This window comes from Acinetobacter thutiue (assembly GCF_030385805.1).
Classification (GTDB): domain Bacteria; phylum Pseudomonadota; class Gammaproteobacteria; order Pseudomonadales; family Moraxellaceae; genus Acinetobacter; species Acinetobacter corruptisaponis.
Map to the genome: position 1 here is coordinate 311,986 of NZ_JAUDZE010000002.1, position 19,571 is coordinate 331,556.

Annotated in this window: 24 protein-coding genes and 1 tRNA gene; 24 read left to right on the forward strand and 1 reads right to left on the reverse strand. The window is 44.6% G+C overall.

Annotated features, from left to right (window positions below):
- Positions 1–4: 4 nt before the first annotated feature.
- The 8 genes from QTA56_RS07480 (at position 5) to QTA56_RS07515 (ending at position 7,427) form a co-directional block, all read left to right on the forward strand.
- Complete coding sequence (locus QTA56_RS07480; RefSeq protein WP_267980308.1) at positions 5–574, forward strand: DUF7940 domain-containing protein; 570 nt, start codon at positions 5–7, stop codon at positions 572–574.
- Positions 571–915 carry a hypothetical protein gene (locus tag QTA56_RS07485; RefSeq protein ID WP_267980309.1) on the forward strand — a complete coding sequence of 115 codons (345 nt, stop codon included), beginning with the start codon at positions 571–573 and terminating at the stop codon, positions 913–915. Before QTA56_RS07480 ends, QTA56_RS07485 begins: the two co-directional genes overlap by 4 nt.
- Positions 912–1,223 carry a hypothetical protein gene (locus QTA56_RS07490; protein WP_267980310.1) on the forward strand — a complete coding sequence of 104 codons (312 nt, stop codon included), beginning with the start codon at positions 912–914 and terminating at the stop codon, positions 1,221–1,223. Before QTA56_RS07485 ends, QTA56_RS07490 begins: the two co-directional genes overlap by 4 nt.
- A gap of 8 nt (positions 1,224–1,231) precedes the next feature.
- Complete coding sequence (locus QTA56_RS07495; protein WP_267980311.1) at positions 1,232–1,780, forward strand: DUF3486 family protein; 549 nt, start codon at positions 1,232–1,234, stop codon at positions 1,778–1,780.
- Positions 1,777–3,333 (forward strand): hypothetical protein, encoded by a 1,557-nt coding sequence (locus QTA56_RS07500; protein ID WP_267980312.1) that lies wholly within the window; start codon positions 1,777–1,779, stop codon positions 3,331–3,333. The genes QTA56_RS07495 and QTA56_RS07500 overlap by 4 nt, the downstream gene beginning before the upstream one ends.
- A 189-nt stretch (positions 3,334–3,522) precedes the next feature.
- Entirely contained in the window at positions 3,523–4,299 is a 777-nt protein-coding gene (locus QTA56_RS07505; RefSeq protein ID WP_267980313.1) for a DNA adenine methylase, read from the forward strand.
- A gap of 214 nt (positions 4,300–4,513) precedes the next feature.
- Positions 4,514–6,127 carry a DUF935 domain-containing protein gene (locus QTA56_RS07510; RefSeq protein WP_267980314.1) on the forward strand — a complete coding sequence of 538 codons (1,614 nt, stop codon included), beginning with the start codon at positions 4,514–4,516 and terminating at the stop codon, positions 6,125–6,127.
- Positions 6,120–7,427: a phage head morphogenesis protein gene (locus tag QTA56_RS07515; RefSeq protein ID WP_267980315.1), complete on the forward strand. Its 1,308-nt coding sequence runs from the start codon at positions 6,120–6,122 to the stop codon at positions 7,425–7,427. Before QTA56_RS07510 ends, QTA56_RS07515 begins: the two co-directional genes overlap by 8 nt.
- Here QTA56_RS07515 and QTA56_RS07520 read toward each other — a convergent pair.
- Positions 7,425–7,498 (reverse strand) — tRNA-Ile (locus tag QTA56_RS07520). The two genes, QTA56_RS07515 and QTA56_RS07520, sit on opposite strands and share 3 nt — an antisense overlap.
- Before the next feature lie 42 nt (positions 7,499–7,540).
- Here QTA56_RS07520 and QTA56_RS07525 point away from each other — a divergent pair.
- From QTA56_RS07525 to QTA56_RS07600, 16 genes are all read left to right on the forward strand, one after another.
- Complete coding sequence (locus tag QTA56_RS07525) at positions 7,541–8,023, forward strand: phage virion morphogenesis protein (protein ID WP_267980316.1); 483 nt, start codon at positions 7,541–7,543, stop codon at positions 8,021–8,023.
- Positions 8,024–8,083: 60 nt separating this feature from the next.
- Complete coding sequence (locus QTA56_RS07530; protein ID WP_267980317.1) at positions 8,084–9,148, forward strand: phage protease; 1,065 nt, start codon at positions 8,084–8,086, stop codon at positions 9,146–9,148.
- A 10-nt stretch (positions 9,149–9,158) separates the two neighbouring features.
- Entirely contained in the window at positions 9,159–9,578 is a 420-nt protein-coding gene (locus tag QTA56_RS07535; RefSeq protein WP_267980318.1) for a hypothetical protein, read from the forward strand.
- 3 nt (positions 9,579–9,581) lie between these two features.
- Entirely contained in the window at positions 9,582–10,508 is a 927-nt protein-coding gene (locus QTA56_RS07540; RefSeq protein ID WP_004759766.1) for a Mu-like prophage major head subunit gpT family protein, read from the forward strand.
- Positions 10,509–10,511: 3 nt separating this feature from the next.
- Positions 10,512–10,940 carry a gp436 family protein gene (locus tag QTA56_RS07545; protein WP_267980319.1) on the forward strand — a complete coding sequence of 143 codons (429 nt, stop codon included), beginning with the start codon at positions 10,512–10,514 and terminating at the stop codon, positions 10,938–10,940.
- Positions 10,934–11,545 (forward strand): phage protein Gp37, encoded by a 612-nt coding sequence (locus QTA56_RS07550; protein ID WP_267980320.1) that lies wholly within the window; start codon positions 10,934–10,936, stop codon positions 11,543–11,545. Before QTA56_RS07545 ends, QTA56_RS07550 begins: the two co-directional genes overlap by 7 nt.
- Before the next feature lie 3 nt (positions 11,546–11,548).
- Entirely contained in the window at positions 11,549–11,833 is a 285-nt protein-coding gene (locus tag QTA56_RS07555) for a hypothetical protein (protein WP_267980321.1), read from the forward strand.
- Between the two features lie 50 nt (positions 11,834–11,883).
- Positions 11,884–12,570, forward strand: a complete 687-nt coding sequence (locus tag QTA56_RS07560; protein ID WP_267980322.1) for a hypothetical protein — start codon at positions 11,884–11,886, stop codon at positions 12,568–12,570.
- Between the two features lie 17 nt (positions 12,571–12,587).
- On the forward strand, positions 12,588–13,388 hold the full coding sequence (locus QTA56_RS07565; protein WP_267980323.1) for a phage tail sheath C-terminal domain-containing protein: 801 nt from the start codon (positions 12,588–12,590) through the stop codon (positions 13,386–13,388).
- A gap of 122 nt (positions 13,389–13,510) precedes the next feature.
- Positions 13,511–13,888 (forward strand): hypothetical protein, encoded by a 378-nt coding sequence (locus QTA56_RS07570; RefSeq protein ID WP_267980324.1) that lies wholly within the window; start codon positions 13,511–13,513, stop codon positions 13,886–13,888.
- A 15-nt stretch (positions 13,889–13,903) separates the two neighbouring features.
- Positions 13,904–14,230, forward strand: a complete 327-nt coding sequence (locus QTA56_RS07575; protein WP_267980325.1) for a hypothetical protein — start codon at positions 13,904–13,906, stop codon at positions 14,228–14,230.
- 29 nt (positions 14,231–14,259) lie between these two features.
- Positions 14,260–14,457, forward strand: a complete 198-nt coding sequence (locus tag QTA56_RS07580) for a hypothetical protein (RefSeq protein WP_267980326.1) — start codon at positions 14,260–14,262, stop codon at positions 14,455–14,457.
- Positions 14,454–16,652, forward strand: coding sequence for a phage tail tape measure protein (locus tag QTA56_RS07585; RefSeq protein ID WP_267980327.1), 2,199 nt, complete (start codon positions 14,454–14,456; stop codon positions 16,650–16,652). The genes QTA56_RS07580 and QTA56_RS07585 overlap by 4 nt, the downstream gene beginning before the upstream one ends.
- A gap of 73 nt (positions 16,653–16,725) precedes the next feature.
- On the forward strand, positions 16,726–17,973 hold the full coding sequence (locus QTA56_RS07590) for a DNA circularization N-terminal domain-containing protein (protein WP_267980328.1): 1,248 nt from the start codon (positions 16,726–16,728) through the stop codon (positions 17,971–17,973).
- Positions 17,963–19,072 carry a phage baseplate assembly protein gene (locus QTA56_RS07595; protein WP_267980329.1) on the forward strand — a complete coding sequence of 370 codons (1,110 nt, stop codon included), beginning with the start codon at positions 17,963–17,965 and terminating at the stop codon, positions 19,070–19,072. The genes QTA56_RS07590 and QTA56_RS07595 overlap by 11 nt, the downstream gene beginning before the upstream one ends.
- On the forward strand, positions 19,069–19,569 hold the full coding sequence (locus QTA56_RS07600) for a phage baseplate assembly protein domain-containing protein (protein ID WP_267980330.1): 501 nt from the start codon (positions 19,069–19,071) through the stop codon (positions 19,567–19,569). The genes QTA56_RS07595 and QTA56_RS07600 overlap by 4 nt, the downstream gene beginning before the upstream one ends.
- Positions 19,570–19,571: the final 2 nt, after the last annotated feature.

The window sequence follows — 19,571 nt, forward strand, 5'->3', positions numbered from 1 at the left end:
TCGTATGAAAAAGAGTCTTGTTCGTCGCCCGCTTCAGTATCTTATTCGTGCTGAAAAGCATATTGCCGCGAGAGTACACCTGTCGAACATGATTGAGCGGTTGCTTGATAATCATGATGATCAACTTGACTACACATATAAGCATGCACGGGAAGAAGGTTTTAAAGTCGCCCGTAAAAATTATGAGGATGAGCTGGAAAAACAAAAGCTTGAATTGGGAAAAGCTCACAATCAGCACTTATTGGAACAAGCCAAAAAGCATCAGAAACGTGTTGATGAGCTAAAGGTCGAAATTGCCAAAAAACCGCAACCAATCATGGCAACACTTGGTGAAACAGTACATACAGGCTTAATCGTCCAGAACTGGCATACAGCATGGAAATGGATTTCGACGTGGGCTTTTGGCCTGATCGCCTATGTTTCTGTTGCTGGCATACCACCCGAAGTCCTTGCATTAGTTCCAGAGGCATCCCAATCAAAAGTCACTGCTGCTCTGGCATTGCTCGGCTTTGTGGGTCGCTTTATTAATCAAAGCCGTTCTAAACCATTACCTCCTGTACAGGAGGAAACATGACGATTCAACTGGAAGTTTACCAATTCATCATGATCTTGATTGCAGTGCTAAGCACTGTAATTGGGACTGTGAAAATCTTATGGTCTCGAATAGAAAAAAGTCTGGATCAAAACTTTTCAATGACGAACCAAAATATTGATGAAGTTGCAAAACAGGCTGCTAAAGGACAGGAAGAAGTCCGTGCTCTGGAACGTCAGTTTTTGGAGTTCAAAGCAGATATGCCTTTCCGCTACATCGCACGTGATGACTATATTCGCGGTCAAACCATTATTGAGGCAAAGCTTGATGCTGTAGCAGACAAGCTTGAGAAAGTACAAATTAAACAAGGGATTCAATCATGAGTTTTGATGTTCAAAAAATCCGTCGTGAAAGTATGCGCTGGCATTTGCTTAATGCGCTAGATAAGGCACGTCCATTAGGTGCATTGGATACCTTGTTGCTGGATGTAATGCGTGCTTTATACCCTGATACAACACCACAGGAATTGCATGTCCAACTGGACTATTTGCAAGAACGAAAACTGGTTGAAATTACCAAGCGTCCTGATGGTCACTGGCATGCCAAACTTGATCGCTTGGGGATAGACATCGTTGAGTACACCATTGATTGCCAAGCTGGCATTGCACGTCCAGAAAAATACTGGAATTGAGGTGAGACATGGCACGAGAGTCGTCTATTGACCAGTTAAGCACTGAAGACAAAACATGGCTTGATAAACGTTTCATGGATAAAGGTTTCTGTGGTTATGAGGAAATCGCAACTATTCTTCAGGAGCGCGGTTATAACGTCAGCAAGTCAAGCGTGCATCGTTATGGGCAGAAAGTTGAACAGAAGCTAGCTGCGGTTCAGGCCAGTACACAGGCTGCAATGATGATTGCTGATGCTGCTCCAGATGACAGTGATATGCGTAGCTCTGCTGTTTTGTCATTGGTGCAGACTGAATTGTTTAATGCCTTGGTTGCCTTGCAGGAATCTGATAGTGAAGATGCTGATCCAGCTGACCGTATCATGCTCATGGCAAAAGCAGGAAAAGGAATTGCTGAAATTGCCAAGGCTTCAGTTAATCAGAAGAAATGGGAATCTGAAGTTAAAGAGCGTGTACAGGCTGCTGCCAAAGCGGTTGAAAAAATCGTTAAAAAAGGTGGCATGTCTAAAGATACTGTTGACGAGGTTAAGAAAGAAATCTTGGGAATTATCGGGCTATGAGCGAACAAAAAGTCACTGATCCACGAGAGATACTTAGCTCTGCTGGTTATGAAGATGTGCCAGCAGTTCTCTTGCCATATCAGCAAGAATGGATTGCTGATAAGAGTCCATTGAAAGTGGCTGAAAAATCTCGGCGTATTGGTTTGACTTGGGCTGAAGCTGCGGATTCGGTATTAGATGCTGCAAGTGATGCTGGGCAGAATTGTTATTACCTTGGTTATAACAAGGACATGACTGTTGAATTTATTCAGGCTTGTGCGATGTGGGCAAAAGCTTTCGATGCGGCATGCAGTGAGGTTGAAGAAGGTCTTTGGGAGGATGGTGATAAGCATATCCAAACTTTTACTATTCGCTTCCCTAAATCTGGAAAACGCATTGAGGCATTAACGTCACGTCCATCCAACTTGCGTGGTCGTCAAGGCCGTGTAGTTCTTGACGAGTATGGTTTCCATGAAAAGAAATCAGAGCTTTTGAAGGCAGCTATAGCACTATTGATCTGGGGTGGATGTGTTCGTGTGATCAGTACACATGATGGCGAAGACAATGAGTTTAATGACCTGATTAAAGAAATTCGTTCTGGAAAGCGTAAAGGTACAGTACATCGCACAACTTTCCGTGAGGCTGTTGAACAAGGTCTATATAAGCGTGTTTGCTTGCGTAAGAAAATTAAATATAAAAAATCTGAAGAACAACTTTGGGTTGAAGATACATACAAGTTCTATGGTGATGCAGCTGATGAAGAACTGGATGTTATTCCAAGTAAAGGTGGTGGACGCTGGTTGCCATTGTCTTTACTTGAGGGCAAAAAGGATTCTTCTGTTCCAGTCATTCGGTTTGATGCCCCAAAAGGTTGGGATGACTTTAATAGTGTCAGTGAAGAGACTCGGAATGCTGAGGTTAAGGAATTTTTTGATGAGCATCTATTGCCGATCCTAGAAGCTCTTCCCTCAAAAGTAAAAAGTTTCTATGGTCTGGACTTTGCTCGTAAACAAAATGCTTGTTCTTTCTGGCCTTTGATTGAGCAGCAAAATACCAAGAAGAAAATTCCATTTCTCTTTGAGATGTTTAAAGTGCCATATAAACAGCAAGAAGAGTTTCTGCGCCTCATTGTTGCCAAGTTGCCTAACTTTAGTAAAGGTGCACATGATGCTGGTGGTAATGGTGGTTTCTTGGCTGAGGCAATGCAAGTGCTGCATGGTGATCGGATCGAAGCCGTTATGCTTACTGAAGCTTGGTATCGTGAACATACACCACATTTTAAAGCTGCACTGGAGGATGGTGATATTGAAAACATGCCAGCCGATCAGGATGTCATGGAAGATCATCGGGCATTTGTTTTGGTGAATGGTGTTGCGAGGATTCCAGCGATGGGAAAATCCAACTCTAATAATAAAGACCGTCATGGTGATAGCGCAATTGCACATTTACTTGCTGATTATGCTGCCAAGAATCCAAGTCCACCGATTGAGTTTATGGGACTTCCATCCCGTGAAGAGATGGATATGCATCCTGATGATTATGATAGTTGGTACAGTGATGTTGGGTGCATGTAATTTAATGGAATTGCTTCCGCCTAATTTCTAACTTTTATTTTTCTAATAATTAAAAACGAGGTGACGATTCTTGCTCCAACAAGAATCGCCCCCTTTGGTATTGATGCTACCGCAGGCAAAGCCTCGCTACTGTGCACACAGTCATTCGAGGCTATCAGAAAATGAAAAGCTTTTGCAGTAGGTGAAAACATGAAAACCAAGCCAATCGTGCCTTGGATGGGTGGTAAACGTCGTCTGGTGTCGCAACTGATTGAAAAAATGCCAGAACACCAGTGTTATGTTGAATTGTTCGCTGGCGGTGCAGCGCTGTTCTTTATGCGTGATGAGCGAAGCGCAAGGGATAAAGTAGAAGTGATTAATGATGTGAATGGTGAACTGGTGAACCTGTATCGGGTTGTACAGCATCATTTGGAGGAGTTTATAAGGCAGTTTAAGTGGGCAATCATTAGTCGCCAGATGTTTGAGTGGCTAAAAGCTGCCAGCACCGATCTGATGACAGACATCCAGCGTGCAGCACGGTTTTATTATTTGCAGCACACCGCCTTTGGTGGAAAGAATACAGGTCAGAATTTTGGCACTGCAACAACGGCCAAGGCCCCCAGCTTTTTACGCATCGAAGATCAACTGACCGAAGCCTATTACAGGCTTTCAGGTGTCACAGTTGAGAACCTGAGCTGGGATGAGTGCTTGCTGAAGTATGACCGACCTCATAGCTTTATGTATGCCGATCCGCCTTATTGGAAATTGGCTGGCTACGGTGTTGAGTTCGGTTGGGATCATTATGTGAAGATGGCGGAGCTGATGAAGTCCTGTCAAAGTAAGATCATGCTGTCAATTAATGATCATCCTGACATCCGTGACCTGTTTGCTGACTTTAATATCAGCACCACCAAAATTAAGTATTCAGTCGGTCAGGTGGGTGTCAGTCGGGAGCAAAAACAGGAACTCATCATCACCAATTATTAGTGACTAGGATTTATAGCCCTAGTTTGTTTTATAAAACGGTTTTTAGCGATTTAAAGTCATTTCAGCAACAATGAGTCGTATTTGATTTTAAGTCGCTAAAATCGCGCTTTCTGAGCAATTTAAAAATTCTAAAAATAAATGGAAGTCTTTCCGCCTAATTTTAAATAAGTCAAAAAACAATAATGGTGCAAAATCCTCAAACTGTATTTGCGCTATGGCTAAGAAAAAATCCAAATCCAAAACTCAGGATCGTTCAGCACTTGAGCAGAACCAGACTGCTGATGTGGCATGGCTGGCGAACCAGTGGCAAGAGCATCCCGTTGTTGGCCTGACTCCACAACGGCTTCACCAGCTCCTGACCAATGCCGAACAGGGTAATTTACAGGCACAGGCCGACCTCTTCTGTGATATGGAAGAGCGTGACGGCCACATCTTTAGTGAAATGGACAAGCGTAAGAAAGGCATCAATGGTCTAGCGTGGGGAGTCAATCCGCCAAAGAATGCATCTGAGGCAGAAAGAAAAATTGCTGAAGAAGTTGCTGAATGGATTGACGACATCAAAGATTTTGAGATGTTCCTGTTCGATGCAATGGATGCTGTCGGTCATGGCTACTCCTGCCAAGAGGTTGAGTGGCATCAAATGGGTAGCTTGTGGCTGCCTAAAAGTTTTGAGTATGTAAATCCCCGTAACTTCATGACACCTTATGACCAGCCGAATGAACTGCGTCTGAATGATGGATCGCATGAGGGCGCTGACTTCTGGGATTTCGGCTGGTTTATCCATCAGCATAAGGCCAAGTCTGGTTATATCGCCAGATCAGGTTTGCACCGCGTGCTGGCGTGGCCGTTCCTCTTCAAGAATTATGGCATCCGTGATGTCATGGAGTTCTTGGAGACATACGGCCTGCCAAGCAAGATTGGTAAATATCCAAGCGGTGCAACCGAAAAAGAAAAAATGACTTTGCTGCGTGCCGTGATGAGTATTGGGCGCAATGCGGGTGGCATCATCCCGCATGGTATGAGCATTGATTTTGAAGCGGCAACCGATGGTGACACTAAAAATCACTTTGATTTGGTGAAGTGGTGTGAGCAGACAGAGTCAAAGGTCATTGTGGGTGGCACGTTGCTCAGTCAAGCAGACGGTAAAACTTCAACCAATGCCCAGAGTCAAACACACGAAGTTCAGTTTGAGAAGCTGGTCAAGTCTGATGCAAAACAGCTTGCACGTTCAATCAATGACTGCCTGATCAAGTATCTGATGCAGTTGAACTATCCAGAGATTGCACCTGATCGCTATCCGTCATTTTATTTTGACACGACTGATACTGAAGATATGGAAGTCTTTAGTGAGGCATTGCCAAAGCTGGTTGAAATCGGCTTTCAAATTCCGCGTGCTTGGGGACATAAAAAGCTGGGCATTCCTGAGCCTGCGGATGATAAGGAACCTGTGCTTGCAGTTGTGCAACAAGCCCAGCTTGCAGTTAATCGCATGGCACTGCCTGCCCAGTATCTTGCAGCATTGAATCAGAATCCTGTCAGCTCAGCACATCCAGCCGAATTGTCTGCCATCTATTTTCAGAATCTGTTGGATGAGCAAGTGCAGCAAAGACTGGATAACCAGCATGTGCAACAGCAGGCTGAGACCTTGCTACCCCAGTTAATTGAACGTCTAGGACAGGCAGATGACATTGAGGGTGCCTTGGCAATGCTGACAGAGGCATTCCCTGATCGTGACCTGCAAAGTCTACAAGATGATCTGGAAACCTTGATTTTTGCCAGTGATGTATTGGGTCGTTTGTCTACCCATGAGGGACGCAAGCGTGGATAAACCCTTACTGAATATGCTGTTTGGGCAACCGCCCCAGCGTGCCATTGAATATTTGCAGCAAAAACAGCTCATGCCATCTGAGGATTGGTGGCGTGTACAAGGCAATGCCCATAACCATGCCTTTGTTGTAGCCCACATGACCCAGCTTGACCTACTTGAAGATGTGCGTAAATCACTGATTGAGGCCCAAAAGAATGGCTGGGATTTAAAGCAGTGGGCTGCCCATATTGAACCCAAGATGAAAGCCAAGGGCTGGTGGGGAAAAAAGGAAATCACTACTGAAGCTGGCACCCGTGAGGTACAGCTTGGTAGTCCCTATCGTTTAAAGACGATTTATCAGACCAATATGGCGCAGGCCTATGAAGCTGGTCGTCAGTCGGTCATGTGGGATGACAATGAGCTGTTTCCGTATGTGATGTACAGCGCGATTCTGGACAATAAAACCCGTCCACGGCATCGAGCCTTGCATGGCGTTGTAATGCGTAAGTCTGATCCTGCATGGGCTGCGATAGCACCCAAAAATGGTTATAACTGCCGTTGCACCATCATTGAGCTGATGTATGGCGAAGTGGATGGGAAAGAAATCAGGGTTTACGACAGTGGTAAATACCTGCAAGTCTATGATGTTGATGTGGGTCATGGCGGTGTGGCAAAAGTTGCAAGACTGGACTTTCCAGATCGACCATCATTTCAAACTGATGCTGGCTGGGTGGGTCACCCTCAGTTGCTACCGACAAGACAGCTTATGGACAAGGCTGCGGTGGCTGAGCCTAAACTCGCATCGAATGTGGTTAAGCAGGTTCTTCAGAATAAGCCTGTAGCAAGTCAATACAATGATGAGGTCAAGCAATGGATTCAAAGCGTTGATCCAAAGCGTGCCAATAATGAAATGCGTATTGTTGGGACACTTGATCCTGAGTTTGTAAAGGTTCTATCTAGTCGAAATATTGCGCTGGATAGTGCTGCTCTGGTTGTGCATGATAAGTACACGCTGGGCCATCTTGATAAGGAGCGTAAAAAGCATGACCGTGAATGGGTAGAAAATGTTGTTGAACATTTAAATGGTCGGCATGATTTGTATCTTGATGTAGAAACCAATACGCCTTTGCTGGTATTTGATGTAGAGCGTGATGGTCATGTCTACAAGCTTGTACTTCAGATCAACAAGGCACTCAATGCCAAGGATCAGACTGGCAGCAAGCAGAAAATCACAGGAAATTTGATACGGACGATTGTGATTGAGGAGCTGGTCAATTTGACCAATGGTAAGCGTTATGAATTTCTTGGAAGTAAAAAGTGAGCTGGTTTGGGACTCGAACCCAAATAGACGAAGTATAAACTCCGATGCTTTCCCATCAGCTACTTCAGCCCACTCTTTGTTTTAGTTTAGTTTGAATTTTAAACAGGTGCAATATGTCAGGTATTTTCTTAAATGATGAGGAGCTGCGAAAAAGGCTACAGCTTGTTGCATCTCGGCTGCAAAATCCGCTTGAGTTGACCTCTACACTTGAACGTGTGCTCGTCAGTCAAACGTTGCAGAATTTTCATGCCAATGGCCGTCCTGCTTGGGCTGGATTGTCACCAGTAACTCTTGAAATTTATCGCAAGCAAGGCATTACACCTCAAGGTATTTTGCAGCGTTCACCTGCTGGATTGAAAGCCAGTATTCAGGGTGATCATGATCGGGATTCGGCAACAGTCATGGCTGGTTCTGGTCAGAGTAAGAACTATGCAGCGATTCATCAGTTTGGTGGCATGGCTGGTCGTGGACGTAAAGTCAAAATTCCTGCTCGTCCTTACTTGCCAATTGATGAAAATGGTTTTCTACAACCCGAAGCTGAAAATGCTGTGGGAATGGTGGCTGGTCATTACTGGCAAAAAATATTTAATCCATAGAAAAATAAACGGAAGTCTTTCCGCCTAATAATAAAAAGCTGGTGATGCGATATTGCCAGCATGAAAAAGACCTTACTTGCAGCTTCGTGCTCATTCGACTTATCCGCATTATCAGATCACTTTGTATTGATTCCTGAAGGTGTCTTTCGTAGTGAGATTGATGGTCGCCCTTATGACGCGCCACACTGGAAATTGACTCCAGAGCGTGGTCGCCAGATTGTTGCCGCCTTGAACCAGCGCAAGATTGATACAGTCATTGACTATGAGCATGCAACATTGAAGTCCAAGACCACAGGTGAGCCTGCCCCAGCTGCGGGATGGTTAAAGTCTGCTGGTTTCACCTATATTGAGGGAGTCGGATTATGTAGTACCAACTTTGAATGGCTGGATAAGGCCAAGGCCCATATTGAGGCAAGAGAATATAAGTATATATCGCCAGTGTTCTTATATGACAGCACTGGTGCAGTCACCACACTGATTAATGTCGCCCTAACCAACACCCCTGCATTAGACCAGTTGCCCGAAGCCAAGCTTGCTGCGGCGGCACAGGAGTTTTTTGCCCAAAATTTAACACAGGATTCCGAAATGGATGAGTTACTAGAACAATTGCGCTGGATGCTGAACCTGCCTTTATCCGCAACTGCGGAAGAAATCTTGGCAGAGCTTGGCAAGCTTCAGCAGCAAATTAAAGAAAAAACTGGTGTGGCACTCGCTGCCAATAGTCAAAACCTTTTTGACGCGATTGCTGCAATTGACCAGCTTAAGCTGGCTGCAAACAGTCAGGCCACACCTGATCTCACACAGTATGTACCGATGGCTGTCTATCAGGAAGCCGTAAATCAGGCCAGTACATCAGCAGCTCAGGCCAAGGCCAAAGAGATTGATGATCTCATTCTGGCGGCTTGTAGTGATGGGCGCTTGACTGGTGAGGCAACCATTAACTGGGCAAAGGATCAGGCAAAAACCAATCCTGATTTTATTAAAACCCATATTGAAAGCTTGCCAAAAATTGCCGCCTTGTCCCAACGCCAGACGAGCACAGTAAATCTTTCTGGTGGTCAACAGCAACAACAAAGCCAGCCCGATGACATTGCGGTCTCAATTGACGCGCAACTAGGAATTTAAGGAGCAGCCAATGGCTAAAACTGAAATTGCAATCGTCACGGAGATTCGTGACGGAGAGCTGATGCCCATCCCGTTGTTGGCGGCAGCAGTCATTTTACAAGGCACGTTTGCGGTGGTTGATGGCACTGGACATGGCATCGCATCGGATGATGTTGGTGGTGCAGACCAAATCTGTTTAGGCATTTGGGATCACAGTGCTGAGAATACGGGTGCAAATGGTGATCTATTGGGTTTGGTGCGTCGCAACAAGCAGTTTTTGGTGCGCAACTCTACAGCCGATCCAGTCACTCAGGCGGATTTTGGCATTCAGGTTTATGTCGAGGATAACCAAACCATTGCAAAAACGGATGGTACAGGTACTCGTTCGCTCGCTGGTCGTTTTATGGGTTTTGATGCGCAATTTGATGATTGCGTCTGGGTGGAGATTTAAGCAATGCTTTTTAATGAACAAACAGCACAGCGTGTGCTGAACAACCTTAAAACCAGTCTCAAGAAAGTGTTCGATGCTGCATTTGAGGCAGCGCCGAGCCAGTGGGATCAGGTTGCTATGGAGGTGCCGAGTAGCGGTGCATCCAACACCTATGCATGGATTGACAAGTTTCCAAAGTTGCGGAAATGGGTCGGAGACAAGGTTGTCAAACAACTGTCAGCACATGCCTACACCATCAACAATGACGATTTTGAGGCAACTGTCGAAATTGACCGTAATGATATTGAAGACGACAATTTAGGCATCTACAAGCCACAAACACAGATGGCTGGTGAATCTTCAAAACAATGGGCGGATGATCTTGTTTTCACTACCTTGACCAATGGTTTTGATGAGAAGTGCTATGACGGTAAAACGTTCTATGCGACTAATCATGAGGTTGGTGAGGGTAAAAATAAAAAGCTGGTTTCGAATCGCCTCAATGTACCTTTAAGCGCTGATACATTGGCTGCCGCCAAAGCAAGTTATGGCGCTGCGCGTACCATGCTGCGTAGTATGCGTGATGAAGAAGGTCGCCCACTGAACCTGAATCCGAATTTGCTCATCGTTCCCCCCGCGCTGGAAGACACCGCGAATGCGCTGATGACAGTGGATCGTCTTGAAGATGGAAAGCCAAACCCATACAAGGGTACGGCAAAAGTTCTGGTTGTAGGTTGGTTAAAAACCGATACCGAATGGCATTTGCATGATGCATCCAAACCAGTGAAAGCCATTATTTTCCAGCCTCGTAAGAAGCCAGTGTTTGTACAGCAAACAGATACTTCCAGCGATTCTGTATTTATGCGTAAAAAGTTTAAATACGGTGCTGAAGCGCGTGGTGCAGCAGGTTATGGCCTGTGGCAAATGGCTGTAGGTTCTACGGGAGCATAGGTCATGTATGTAACGGCAGATGCGATGATCAAAAAATTTGGTGAGCGTGAACTTATTCAACTCACTGATAATGAAGCGCCTTATCAGGATGTAATTAACCATGACAAGCTGAATGCGGCCATTGAAGAAGCAAACAGTGAAATTGATGGTTGGTTGCAAGGTCGCTATAAGTTGCCGTTACATGACATCCCTCCATTTTTAGTCAATATTGCTTGTCACATGGCTCGTTATCATGCCTGCACTCAGGCTATTGCTGAAAATAGTCCAATCAGGATTCGCTATGACGATGCCTGTAAAAAGCTTAAATCAATTTCCAAGGGTGAAATGGGTTTGGGCGGTGCGCCAGCTGGCGAAGCTGCTCCAACTGAAACGTCATCCAACAATGTGATCCTTGCTGTTGGTCGTCGTGATTTTGGAGGTCGTGGATGGTAGACCTTGATCTTTCCATTGTTGAGCAAGGCATCAAGGATGTCTTGGCTCGACAGGTTCAGCAAAAAATCTGGACGTGGATACGTGAAATCAAGACCTATGGCGGTGAGTTTGATGATGAAGCGCTGACATGGGTTGATACATTCCCTGCGATATGGGTCACATTTCAGGGTTCGGGCACACCAAAGAAAACAAGTCACAACAAGACTGTATATCCAGTGACTTTTGTTGTGCTTGTTGGTGCTCGTTCAATGCGAAATGAAGAGGCGCAGCGGCATGGTGCTGGTAGTGATATTGGTACTTTTTTAATGCTCAAGCATGTTCAAAACCTACTGATTGGCAGCGATCTATCCAGTGTCGGTGTTGTTGGTCTTGATCCGCTGGAACTGGGTCGCACTAAAACCATTTTCAATACTAAAACCCGTAACCAGTCAATCAGTGTTCTTTCTCAAGAGTTCACGACTCAATACACCATCACTGCTTCAGACCGTGACCGTGAAGAGGAAGCGACTGATGCATATATCCACCGTATTAACGTTGACTATCATTTTATGCCTGACGATGGCATCAAAGACGAGTCTGACTTAATTGAATTACAGGAAAATTAAGCAATGCCTATTCCTAATTTAAAAACACCTGGCACTTATCTGGGCGTGAATATCAACACACAGCGCACGGGCCTGCCAGCCAATATTCACAAGGTTTTATTTATCACCAATGATGATCAACCAGAAACAACAGCCATGCCCATTTCGATTTATGACAAGGCCCAAGCCGAGTCAATTTTTGGAACTGGTGAGGCACCAAGCGAGGCAGCTCGTATGATCACAGCTGCAATCAAAACCAATCGTGTCGTGGATGTGCAAATCTTGGGAAAGTCTCAGAGCCAGACTTAGATTTATACACTCCAGCAATTTTGGCGCTAAATCCTAAAGCTTACTATCTGATGAATGAAGAATCTGGGAATGTTGTACATGACTCTTCACAATCAGGATTTCATGGTGAGATTCATGATGTTGATCATGTAACTTACAAACAAAAAATATTGAGAAGAGGTTCGACTGGGGCACTGGGATTTAATTTATTTGAAGTTGCTGCAAGCATTGCTGAATGTTTTGTGAGTGATGCTGTGGCGGGTGATTTTTTTAGGAAATTAGCTGGCAATGAAAAATCATGCACCATCGCATTTTGGTTTGAACCAACTGCTATAAGAAATTTCAACTGGATGTACGCATACCCGACCGATGCACTGTGGGGGAAAAGTAACTATAGATGCACAACCATAGGAGCACATTCGCGTGGAGGTCAGATATTGGCTGAGTCGCCGAGTGATGTAAATACAGTAAATTCGGATGAAGCACTTTTAGACATGCTTAATAAAAACCATTTTGTTGTGTGGCGAAAAGATGCTGTGACAGGGAAATATACTCTCACTGTAAATGACATCACAAGCACAGTAAGCGGTGAATCATCTCCTGAAACGGTTGGGACGGGTTTCTATTTTCCAATGAGCGCTGGATTTGATAACTACGGTTTACGTGGCTATATGTCTGATATGTCAGTATTTGATTATGTATTGTCAGATGTGCAAATAGCTGATTTATACAATAAAGGCACTCTATCTGATATTTAATTTATAAGGATTCTATTATGTCTATTCAAGAAACAATCGCCCCATTGGGCCATACAATCATTGCCTTGTCAGCTCCACCAGTTGACTTGACAGCAACAACGGCTTGGATTGATCACTTAAACTCTGTGAGTGATGCGATCAACCAAAAGCCAGCTATTTTGGTCATTCCCTTTGCCGATGTTGAGGCCGCAGAAGAGTTTGCGGCACAAGCGCCAGTTGAAACATCGTATCGGGTGGTATGCGTTTGCTATCATGGTGCGTATGGTCAGGAACCAGAACTTGCGGCAGCGATGGCTGCTGCATTGGCTGACTCAAATGATCCAGCACTGCCGTTTGACGGTGTCAATCTCGGTGGCATCACTGCTGTTGAAGATCAGTACAAGCTAACCTTTGAACGTATTGAAGCCGCACTGAATCACGGTGTTTGCATGATCGAAACGGGTGCAGATGGCAAGCCAGAGATTGTACGTGCCGTGTCTACATACCGCATCAACCCTGATTCTGGTATTGATGATGACCTGATGCTGGACATCAACGGTGCGCTGGTGATTGACTATACACGCAAAGTCATTCGTGCTGATCTGGCAAAAGAGCGTCGTCGCAAAAATACAGCAGCACAGCGTCGCAACGTTCGTTCGATTATTTTGAAACGTCTGACGCAGTTGGATGATGCAGAAATCTTGCAGGATGTTCGTGACAATGCGGATCAACTGACCGTCACTGCTGATCAGACGGATCGCTATCGAGTTAATGCAAAAATCCCTGCGAATTGGGTACGCGGTATGCATGTGATTGCTGGAACAATTGATGTTTATTAACTTTTAGAATCAACATTTAAAGCCTGCAATAGCAGGTTTTAATATTTATGGAAGTCTTTCCGCCTAATAATAAGAAAATAGTTTTTGCACAATAGCCTCATGTTTTTATGAGGTCTTTCAAGATGGCTGAAGAAGCAGTTGGCTCTATTGTGATGAGCGTGGATGGTCAGGAATATGACTGCTCAAAGTTCACGTCAAAAAAAACCACAGGTAATAAGCGCATTCTCACAATGAATCGCAAACTCAAGGCGAAATTTAAAACTAAAGGCATAACAATCTATGACCTGACATGCTCTGTCGTTATTCCAGACGGTAAAGATACAGTTGACTGGGATGGCGTTGAGGGTATTCGTATTTCGATTGAGTCTCCTACGGGCGGTTTCCGTGAAACATATACTGATTGCGAAGTGGTGGAATATAGCGATTCGTATGATGTGAATGGTGAAACCACACGTGATTTAACCCTGTTCGCAATGGACTATTTAAAAGAATCTTTCTAATTTTTAGGTGAAAAAATGAGATTAAGTGTTGTTGGTGTGTTGGCTGTAGCCATGACTGTGCTGGTAAAGGATGAGGCGGTCAAATGTAAAAGTGTTGAACTGAGTGATTTAACCACAGGTGATATGTTTGCAGTTCGCCAACGTGCGAAAGATGGTGAATTTTGGGCATTGCATGAAATGGCGGCAAAAACTCAACTAGTTGATGATCAAGGCCGTAAACATACTTTGACGTACGAAATGTTGCACGATACTTCATCCGCCAATTTTAAAAAATTGGAAGAACTGGATTATGAGTTGCAAAAAAAGCTCAACGCCGAGAGTTTAGGGAACCCATCCAGCTAGTCGTCTTGCTACATCAGGCAGGTATTGACTTGAAAGATGCTGAACAAATGCCGATGCAGTATGCATTGGCTTTTTTGTCTGAGAAAGCAGATTTACTGCTGAAAGCAAAAGCTAAACTTGAGCATGGGCGGCCACACAATACTCATGCATCACCGTCATCAAATACAAAGACTTATGTTGCAACCGAGCGTAAACATTCAAAACCCAAGTCTGGAGTAAATAAATGAGCAATAGTAATTCTACCGTTTCATTGACGCTTCAGATACGTGGGCAGCAAGCTGGTCAGGAAATGAAAAAGATTGCTGACCAGCAGATCACAGCAACCAAGCAGATTAATCAGCAATGGACGCAGATCGGCTTGGCACAGGCCAAGTTTGTGACAACAGCCAAGGCTGGTACTCAGGCCACTGTACAGACTGCCCGTGCCAGTGATGGTCTACTCCGCACAAATAGAATGATGGAGGGTGTGTTACGCCAGCAGTCCATCCAGACCCGCATCCAAAGCCAGCAATATAAGACTCAGCAAGTTGCTGTTCAGCGTTTAACGGGTTTAATGCAACAACAGCAACAGTCTGCACAGCAGCTTGCACGCTGGATGAAGCAAGTTGAGTCTTCAAGTAAACAGACACATCAACAGACTCAGCAAACTGTCTCACTCTGGCAAAAAGGTGCTGCCATCACTGCTGGTGTGGCAGCTGGTGGAGCCATTGTTTCTAGCGCTTTACAACAGCCTCGTGATTATGATCGCCAAATGGCTGGTATTGCTTTAACCGCTGCTGGCAGTAATAGATTAACACCTGAACAATACAATAAGTTGAATTTGCAAGCTCAACAGTTGGTGAAAGATTCTATTCGTCAAGGGGGTGGTAAACGTGAGGATGTGTCAGCAGCATTAGGAGAATTTGTTGCTGGTGGATATGATTTGGATACAGCAAAAAAACCATTGCTTTTAAGCAATCAAGCTGCCACTGCTGCTAATGCTGATGTGGTTGATATGGCAAAAACAGGAAAAGCATTAAAACAATATGGAATACCTGAAACGCAAATGGAATTGGCCTACGATAAAATTATTATGGCTGGTAAAGCAGGTTCTTTTGAAATACCAGATATGGCAAAACATTTACCAAAAATATTAACTTCTGCAACTGGAGCTGGTTATGGTGGACAAGATGGGCTAAATAAAGTTTTAGCTTCAATGCAGATTTCAATGTTGACGGCATCCGCGCCTGATGATGCGGGAAATAACTTAAAGAATTTATATGACAAACTTCAGTCTGTTGATTTTGCAAATGCTGTTGGTAAGTCTGTGCCAATTAAAAAAGGTGATCCCACTAAAAAAGATGGGAAAAAAACTGTATTCGATTGGAATCAATATGCATTAGATTCAAAAGCCAAAGGCATAGACCAGATCGAGGCTTTAGCTTTATTACTCGATAGGCAATTTACTGATAATAAAAATTGGATACGCCTTAAATCGGAAGTCTCACAAATAAAAGGAAATGATGATCTTGCCAACCAGAAAAGACGTGAAAAGCTTATGCAGATGTCACAAATGGCTGAGTCAAGTGAGGTTAGTAAGCTTTTAGTTGATCGTGAGGCTCGTGCATCAGCACTAGCTCATTTGACCAATAGAACGCAATTAAAAACTATAGAATCATCAATAGGCGATGCACAAGGAATTATGCAAAACAATCTTGCATATAACCAAACCAAAGATTTTTATAAAAATGATTTGGTTTTGGCTGAAAAGCAATTTGCACAATCCAAAGCATATGATGCTATTTCTGAATCTTTAGGTAATGCAAAAGATAAGGTCATTTCATGGGCGCAAGGCAACGAGAATCTTGCTGCCACTGCTTATGGTGCAAGTGTCGCTGTGGCAGCATTAGGTGCAGCAGCTGGTATTGCAGCTATAGCCACTGGTGGCAAAGGCGGATTGGGTGGTTTGCTTGGACGTGGTGCTGGCGTGGCAACTGGTGCAGGTGCAGTGGCTACTGGTGGGACATTGGCAACAGCAGCTCAGGTTGCGGTTGCTGGTGGTGTTGGCTATGGCATTGGTACAGGTATTCGCAATATGTACATGATGACAGAGACAGGCCAGAAATTTGATGATTTTCTTGGTGAAAAAATAACTCAGACCCTTGCGTTATTTGGTAATGATAACGCTCAAGCTGCCCTTGAATCACAAGCAAAATATGATGAAATGATAGCCCAGCAGGAAGCGCAGAATCAGAAAATTGAAGAACAAACCCAACTCAGCAAAGACCTGTCAAATAAACTGAGTACCTTGATTACTGTTACACAGCAGAATAAACCTGTGGTGAATATCAATGGTGGTTCATTGGTTGACCAGATTTCACAGCATGCTGCCAAGGAAGAAAAACGGCACGGAGTTGATTTGCTCTCATACGGTCAAAAATAAATGGAAGCCTTTCCGCCTAATATAAAAGTTTAGTTTTTCGCACAATAAACCTCACTAAAGTGAGGTTTTTGTTATGGGCTGGAAAGATGATCTGCAAGATGCGAGCTTTCGTGGTGTACAGTTTGAATGCACATCTACAAATGAATCTGGCTCTAAATCATTAGCAGTCAAACAGCCGCCATATTCTAACAAAGCATCTGTTGAGGATATGGGTAACAACCCGCTCAAGATCAGTATTGATGCGGTTTTTTCTGGCGAAAACTATAAAATCGAAATGGATGCCCTGATTGCAGCGCTGGTCGCTACTGGATCGGGTGAACTGATTCACCCTATTCATGGGGTGATGCAAGTCTATGCTGAGAGCTATCAGATTGGTCATGTCGCTGAAGAAGTTGATGCATGCAAAATCTCAATTGAGTTTTTGCAGGCTGAAGACAAGGAACGTCCGCTATTTATTCCAATTGCAGTACCTGTCTCAATTCCATTATTCAGCATTCCTGATTCACCAGTCACTGCACTTCAGTCAGTGCTGAAAAAACTACAGCAGTTCAATCCAAACAAGTTTTTTTCATTCGTCAATAAAATCCGTGATGGCATCAGTGCAGCCCGTCAGTTCCTTGGCACGGTAAAAGGTGCAATAGAAAATGTCCTGTCACCTGACTGGATCGTCGGTCTTATAGACGATGCAACACGGCTGGCGACATTCGACACAAATATTTCCGCAATCTCGAAATGGCGTGACGTGTTCAAGCGTGTACAGCGTTTTGAAAAGCTTTTTCAGAATGATGACGATACGCCAAAAGTCATGCAACAGACATGGCGGGCGGTTCATGTTGCCACAGCTGTTGCTGTGACTCAGCAGGTTGTTGCGACTGTACGCAAGGAAATGGCTGAAAATAAAACAGTCAGTTTTACGCCAGTGGAATTGGCTGTTATCCGCCAAGCGACTCGCAAACTGATTCAACAGGCAATCAACAGCGAACGTGCGCTGATCGCTGCTGCCACCGCTGCACAAAATAATAATGCGGGCATCAATGTTGAGGATGACGCTCCAGCAAGTGAGCTGATCTTTATCGCAATGACACAGATTCAGGTCTACAAGCAGCTTGCTGACCAGATTCATCTACAGATTCAGGAATTGATTGAAGTACGTCCACCAATTACCACAACCAAAGTTTTAGTGCCTTGCACCCTGCATTGGTTGGCTCATGCCTTATATGGCGACATGGATCGTGCTGACGAAATCCGTCGCCTGAACCCTGACTTGCAAAACCCTGCTGTTTTGCGGACTGGCATGGAGTTGACCGTCTATGCAAGATAATTCAGGTAATGTAATCCGCTTGGTGATTGGTGATGTGGAAATCAGCGGTTGGGATAGCGTCACGGCTGACAGCCAGATTGACACGCCAGCTGACAACTGGAGTTTAAGCCTTTTCAGGGAAGACGGTCAGCCTTTGCCAGAGAGCGTTCATGGCGCTGCAAAAATTCAGTTGTTCTATAACAATGAAGTGATCCTGACCTCAATTGCAGACAATATTGAAGAGGCTGTTAGCCGTCAGGGTTATGGTTTGGAGATTTCTGGCCGTGACTTGGCTGGTCAGCTAATTGATTGTTCTGTGCCTATTTTTAATGGTCGCCAGATCACGCTAGAAGAGCTTTTACAGCGTTATGTGTTGGCTGGTGATCTCGCTTCAGTCATTCGTGATGTACATATTCAGGACAATAGCTGGCTGAAGAACAAGGTCTCTGTTGAGCCGAGCGAGTCTCTTTGGGATGCGATTGCCAAAGCTGCTCAGGTGACGGGTCAGCATGTATGGCTTGAGCCTGACGGCTCATTGAGTATCGGTGATCCATTCGCCAATCCCTATCAGGTGCAGGAAGCGCTGCGCCTGATCAAGCCCCTTGATAACTCAAACAATGTACTGGATTTGAGCTATAGCAATGACGTTTCTGGTGTCTTCAGTCAGATTAAGGTTTTAAGTCAGGATGGCGAAGCACAGTCAATTTTGTCTGAAGCGATGGCACAGACTCAGTACAGCTTTAATCGCTTAAAAATCGTGACGCTTGGTGATGTTGAGACCAAGGCTGAAGCGGACGCAGCGCTTAATAAAATCATTAAGGACAACAATCTGGCAGCTTTTGGGCTGACTGCAACTGTTGACGATTGGATAATCGACGGCAGGCTCTGGCGTGCTGGTTTCTATGTCAATGTCGAGACCAATGCCCTTAGCCGTGCCACAGGCAAATGGGCGGTTTTGGGTCGCACTTTCTCCTTGTCCCGTGAGAAAGGCAAAACCACAAAATTAAACCTGAAGCGCCAAGGCGACTGGGCGCAGCCTTTGATCTACAAAGACCCTGAATCCAAAACCAAGAAGAAAACCAAAAAAGCCAAAAAAACCAAGGGAGATCAGCAGCAATGATGAAATCCGTTGGTTCTCGCATTCAAAAAGCAGCTTCACAAATCCGCCAAACATTTTTGGGAATTGTGGCGCGTGGTGATTCAAAAGCATTGCAGTTGAAAGGTTTTACAGATGAAACGCTGCAAGAAGTTGAACTCATTCAGCACGTTGGTTTTAGCTCATTTGTTCCAGACTCAGCAAAAGTTGTGGTGATTCCTCTTCAGGGAAAAACATCAAAATCCGTTGTGGTTGCCACCACTGGCGGAGCAGTTGTGGTCAATGTTGCCAAGGGTGAAACATGCATTTATGACCAGTTTGGACATCAGGTTTTGCTGCATGAAACAGGCATCAGGATGAAAGGAGATGTTGAAATTATTGAGGGCGGTTTGACGGTTGAAAAGGACATTAAATCATTGGCTCAAATCTCTGACAAAACAGGCTCAATGCAACAAATGAGGGTTACTTACAACATTCACTTACACGGCAGCAGTCCACCGCCATCGGTTCAAATGGAGTAAAC

Excerpts from the sequence above, each read along its gene's own strand:
- QTA56_RS07500 (WP_267980312.1), top strand. The coding sequence starts at position 1,777 with ATGAGCGAACAAAAAGTCACTGATCCACGAGAGATACTTAGCTCTGCT.
- QTA56_RS07550 (WP_267980320.1), top strand. The coding sequence starts at position 10,934 with ATGGTAGACCTTGATCTTTCCATTGTTGAGCAAGGCATCAAGGATGTC.
- QTA56_RS07495 (WP_267980311.1), top strand. The coding sequence starts at position 1,232 with ATGGCACGAGAGTCGTCTATTGACCAGTTAAGCACTGAAGACAAAACA.
- QTA56_RS07545 (WP_267980319.1), top strand. The coding sequence starts at position 10,512 with ATGTATGTAACGGCAGATGCGATGATCAAAAAATTTGGTGAGCGTGAA.
- QTA56_RS07600 (WP_267980330.1), top strand. The coding sequence starts at position 19,069 with ATGATGAAATCCGTTGGTTCTCGCATTCAAAAAGCAGCTTCACAAATC.
- QTA56_RS07560 (WP_267980322.1), top strand. The coding sequence starts at position 11,884 with ATGAATGAAGAATCTGGGAATGTTGTACATGACTCTTCACAATCAGGA.
- QTA56_RS07535 (WP_267980318.1), top strand. The coding sequence starts at position 9,159 with ATGGCTAAAACTGAAATTGCAATCGTCACGGAGATTCGTGACGGAGAG.
- QTA56_RS07525 (WP_267980316.1), top strand. The coding sequence starts at position 7,541 with ATGTCAGGTATTTTCTTAAATGATGAGGAGCTGCGAAAAAGGCTACAG.
- QTA56_RS07590 (WP_267980328.1), top strand. The coding sequence starts at position 16,726 with ATGGGCTGGAAAGATGATCTGCAAGATGCGAGCTTTCGTGGTGTACAG.
- QTA56_RS07480 (WP_267980308.1), top strand. The coding sequence starts at position 5 with ATGAAAAAGAGTCTTGTTCGTCGCCCGCTTCAGTATCTTATTCGTGCT.
- QTA56_RS07490 (WP_267980310.1), top strand. The coding sequence starts at position 912 with ATGAGTTTTGATGTTCAAAAAATCCGTCGTGAAAGTATGCGCTGGCAT.
- QTA56_RS07585 (WP_267980327.1), top strand. The coding sequence starts at position 14,454 with ATGAGCAATAGTAATTCTACCGTTTCATTGACGCTTCAGATACGTGGG.
- QTA56_RS07575 (WP_267980325.1), top strand. The coding sequence starts at position 13,904 with ATGAGATTAAGTGTTGTTGGTGTGTTGGCTGTAGCCATGACTGTGCTG.
- QTA56_RS07530 (WP_267980317.1), top strand. The coding sequence starts at position 8,084 with ATGAAAAAGACCTTACTTGCAGCTTCGTGCTCATTCGACTTATCCGCA.
- QTA56_RS07540 (WP_004759766.1), top strand. The coding sequence starts at position 9,582 with ATGCTTTTTAATGAACAAACAGCACAGCGTGTGCTGAACAACCTTAAA.
- QTA56_RS07570 (WP_267980324.1), top strand. The coding sequence starts at position 13,511 with ATGGCTGAAGAAGCAGTTGGCTCTATTGTGATGAGCGTGGATGGTCAG.
- QTA56_RS07485 (WP_267980309.1), top strand. The coding sequence starts at position 571 with ATGACGATTCAACTGGAAGTTTACCAATTCATCATGATCTTGATTGCA.
- QTA56_RS07565 (WP_267980323.1), top strand. The coding sequence starts at position 12,588 with ATGTCTATTCAAGAAACAATCGCCCCATTGGGCCATACAATCATTGCC.
- QTA56_RS07555 (WP_267980321.1), top strand. The coding sequence starts at position 11,549 with ATGCCTATTCCTAATTTAAAAACACCTGGCACTTATCTGGGCGTGAAT.
- QTA56_RS07510 (WP_267980314.1), top strand. The coding sequence starts at position 4,514 with ATGGCTAAGAAAAAATCCAAATCCAAAACTCAGGATCGTTCAGCACTT.
- QTA56_RS07505 (WP_267980313.1), top strand. The coding sequence starts at position 3,523 with ATGAAAACCAAGCCAATCGTGCCTTGGATGGGTGGTAAACGTCGTCTG.
- QTA56_RS07595 (WP_267980329.1), top strand. The coding sequence starts at position 17,963 with ATGCAAGATAATTCAGGTAATGTAATCCGCTTGGTGATTGGTGATGTG.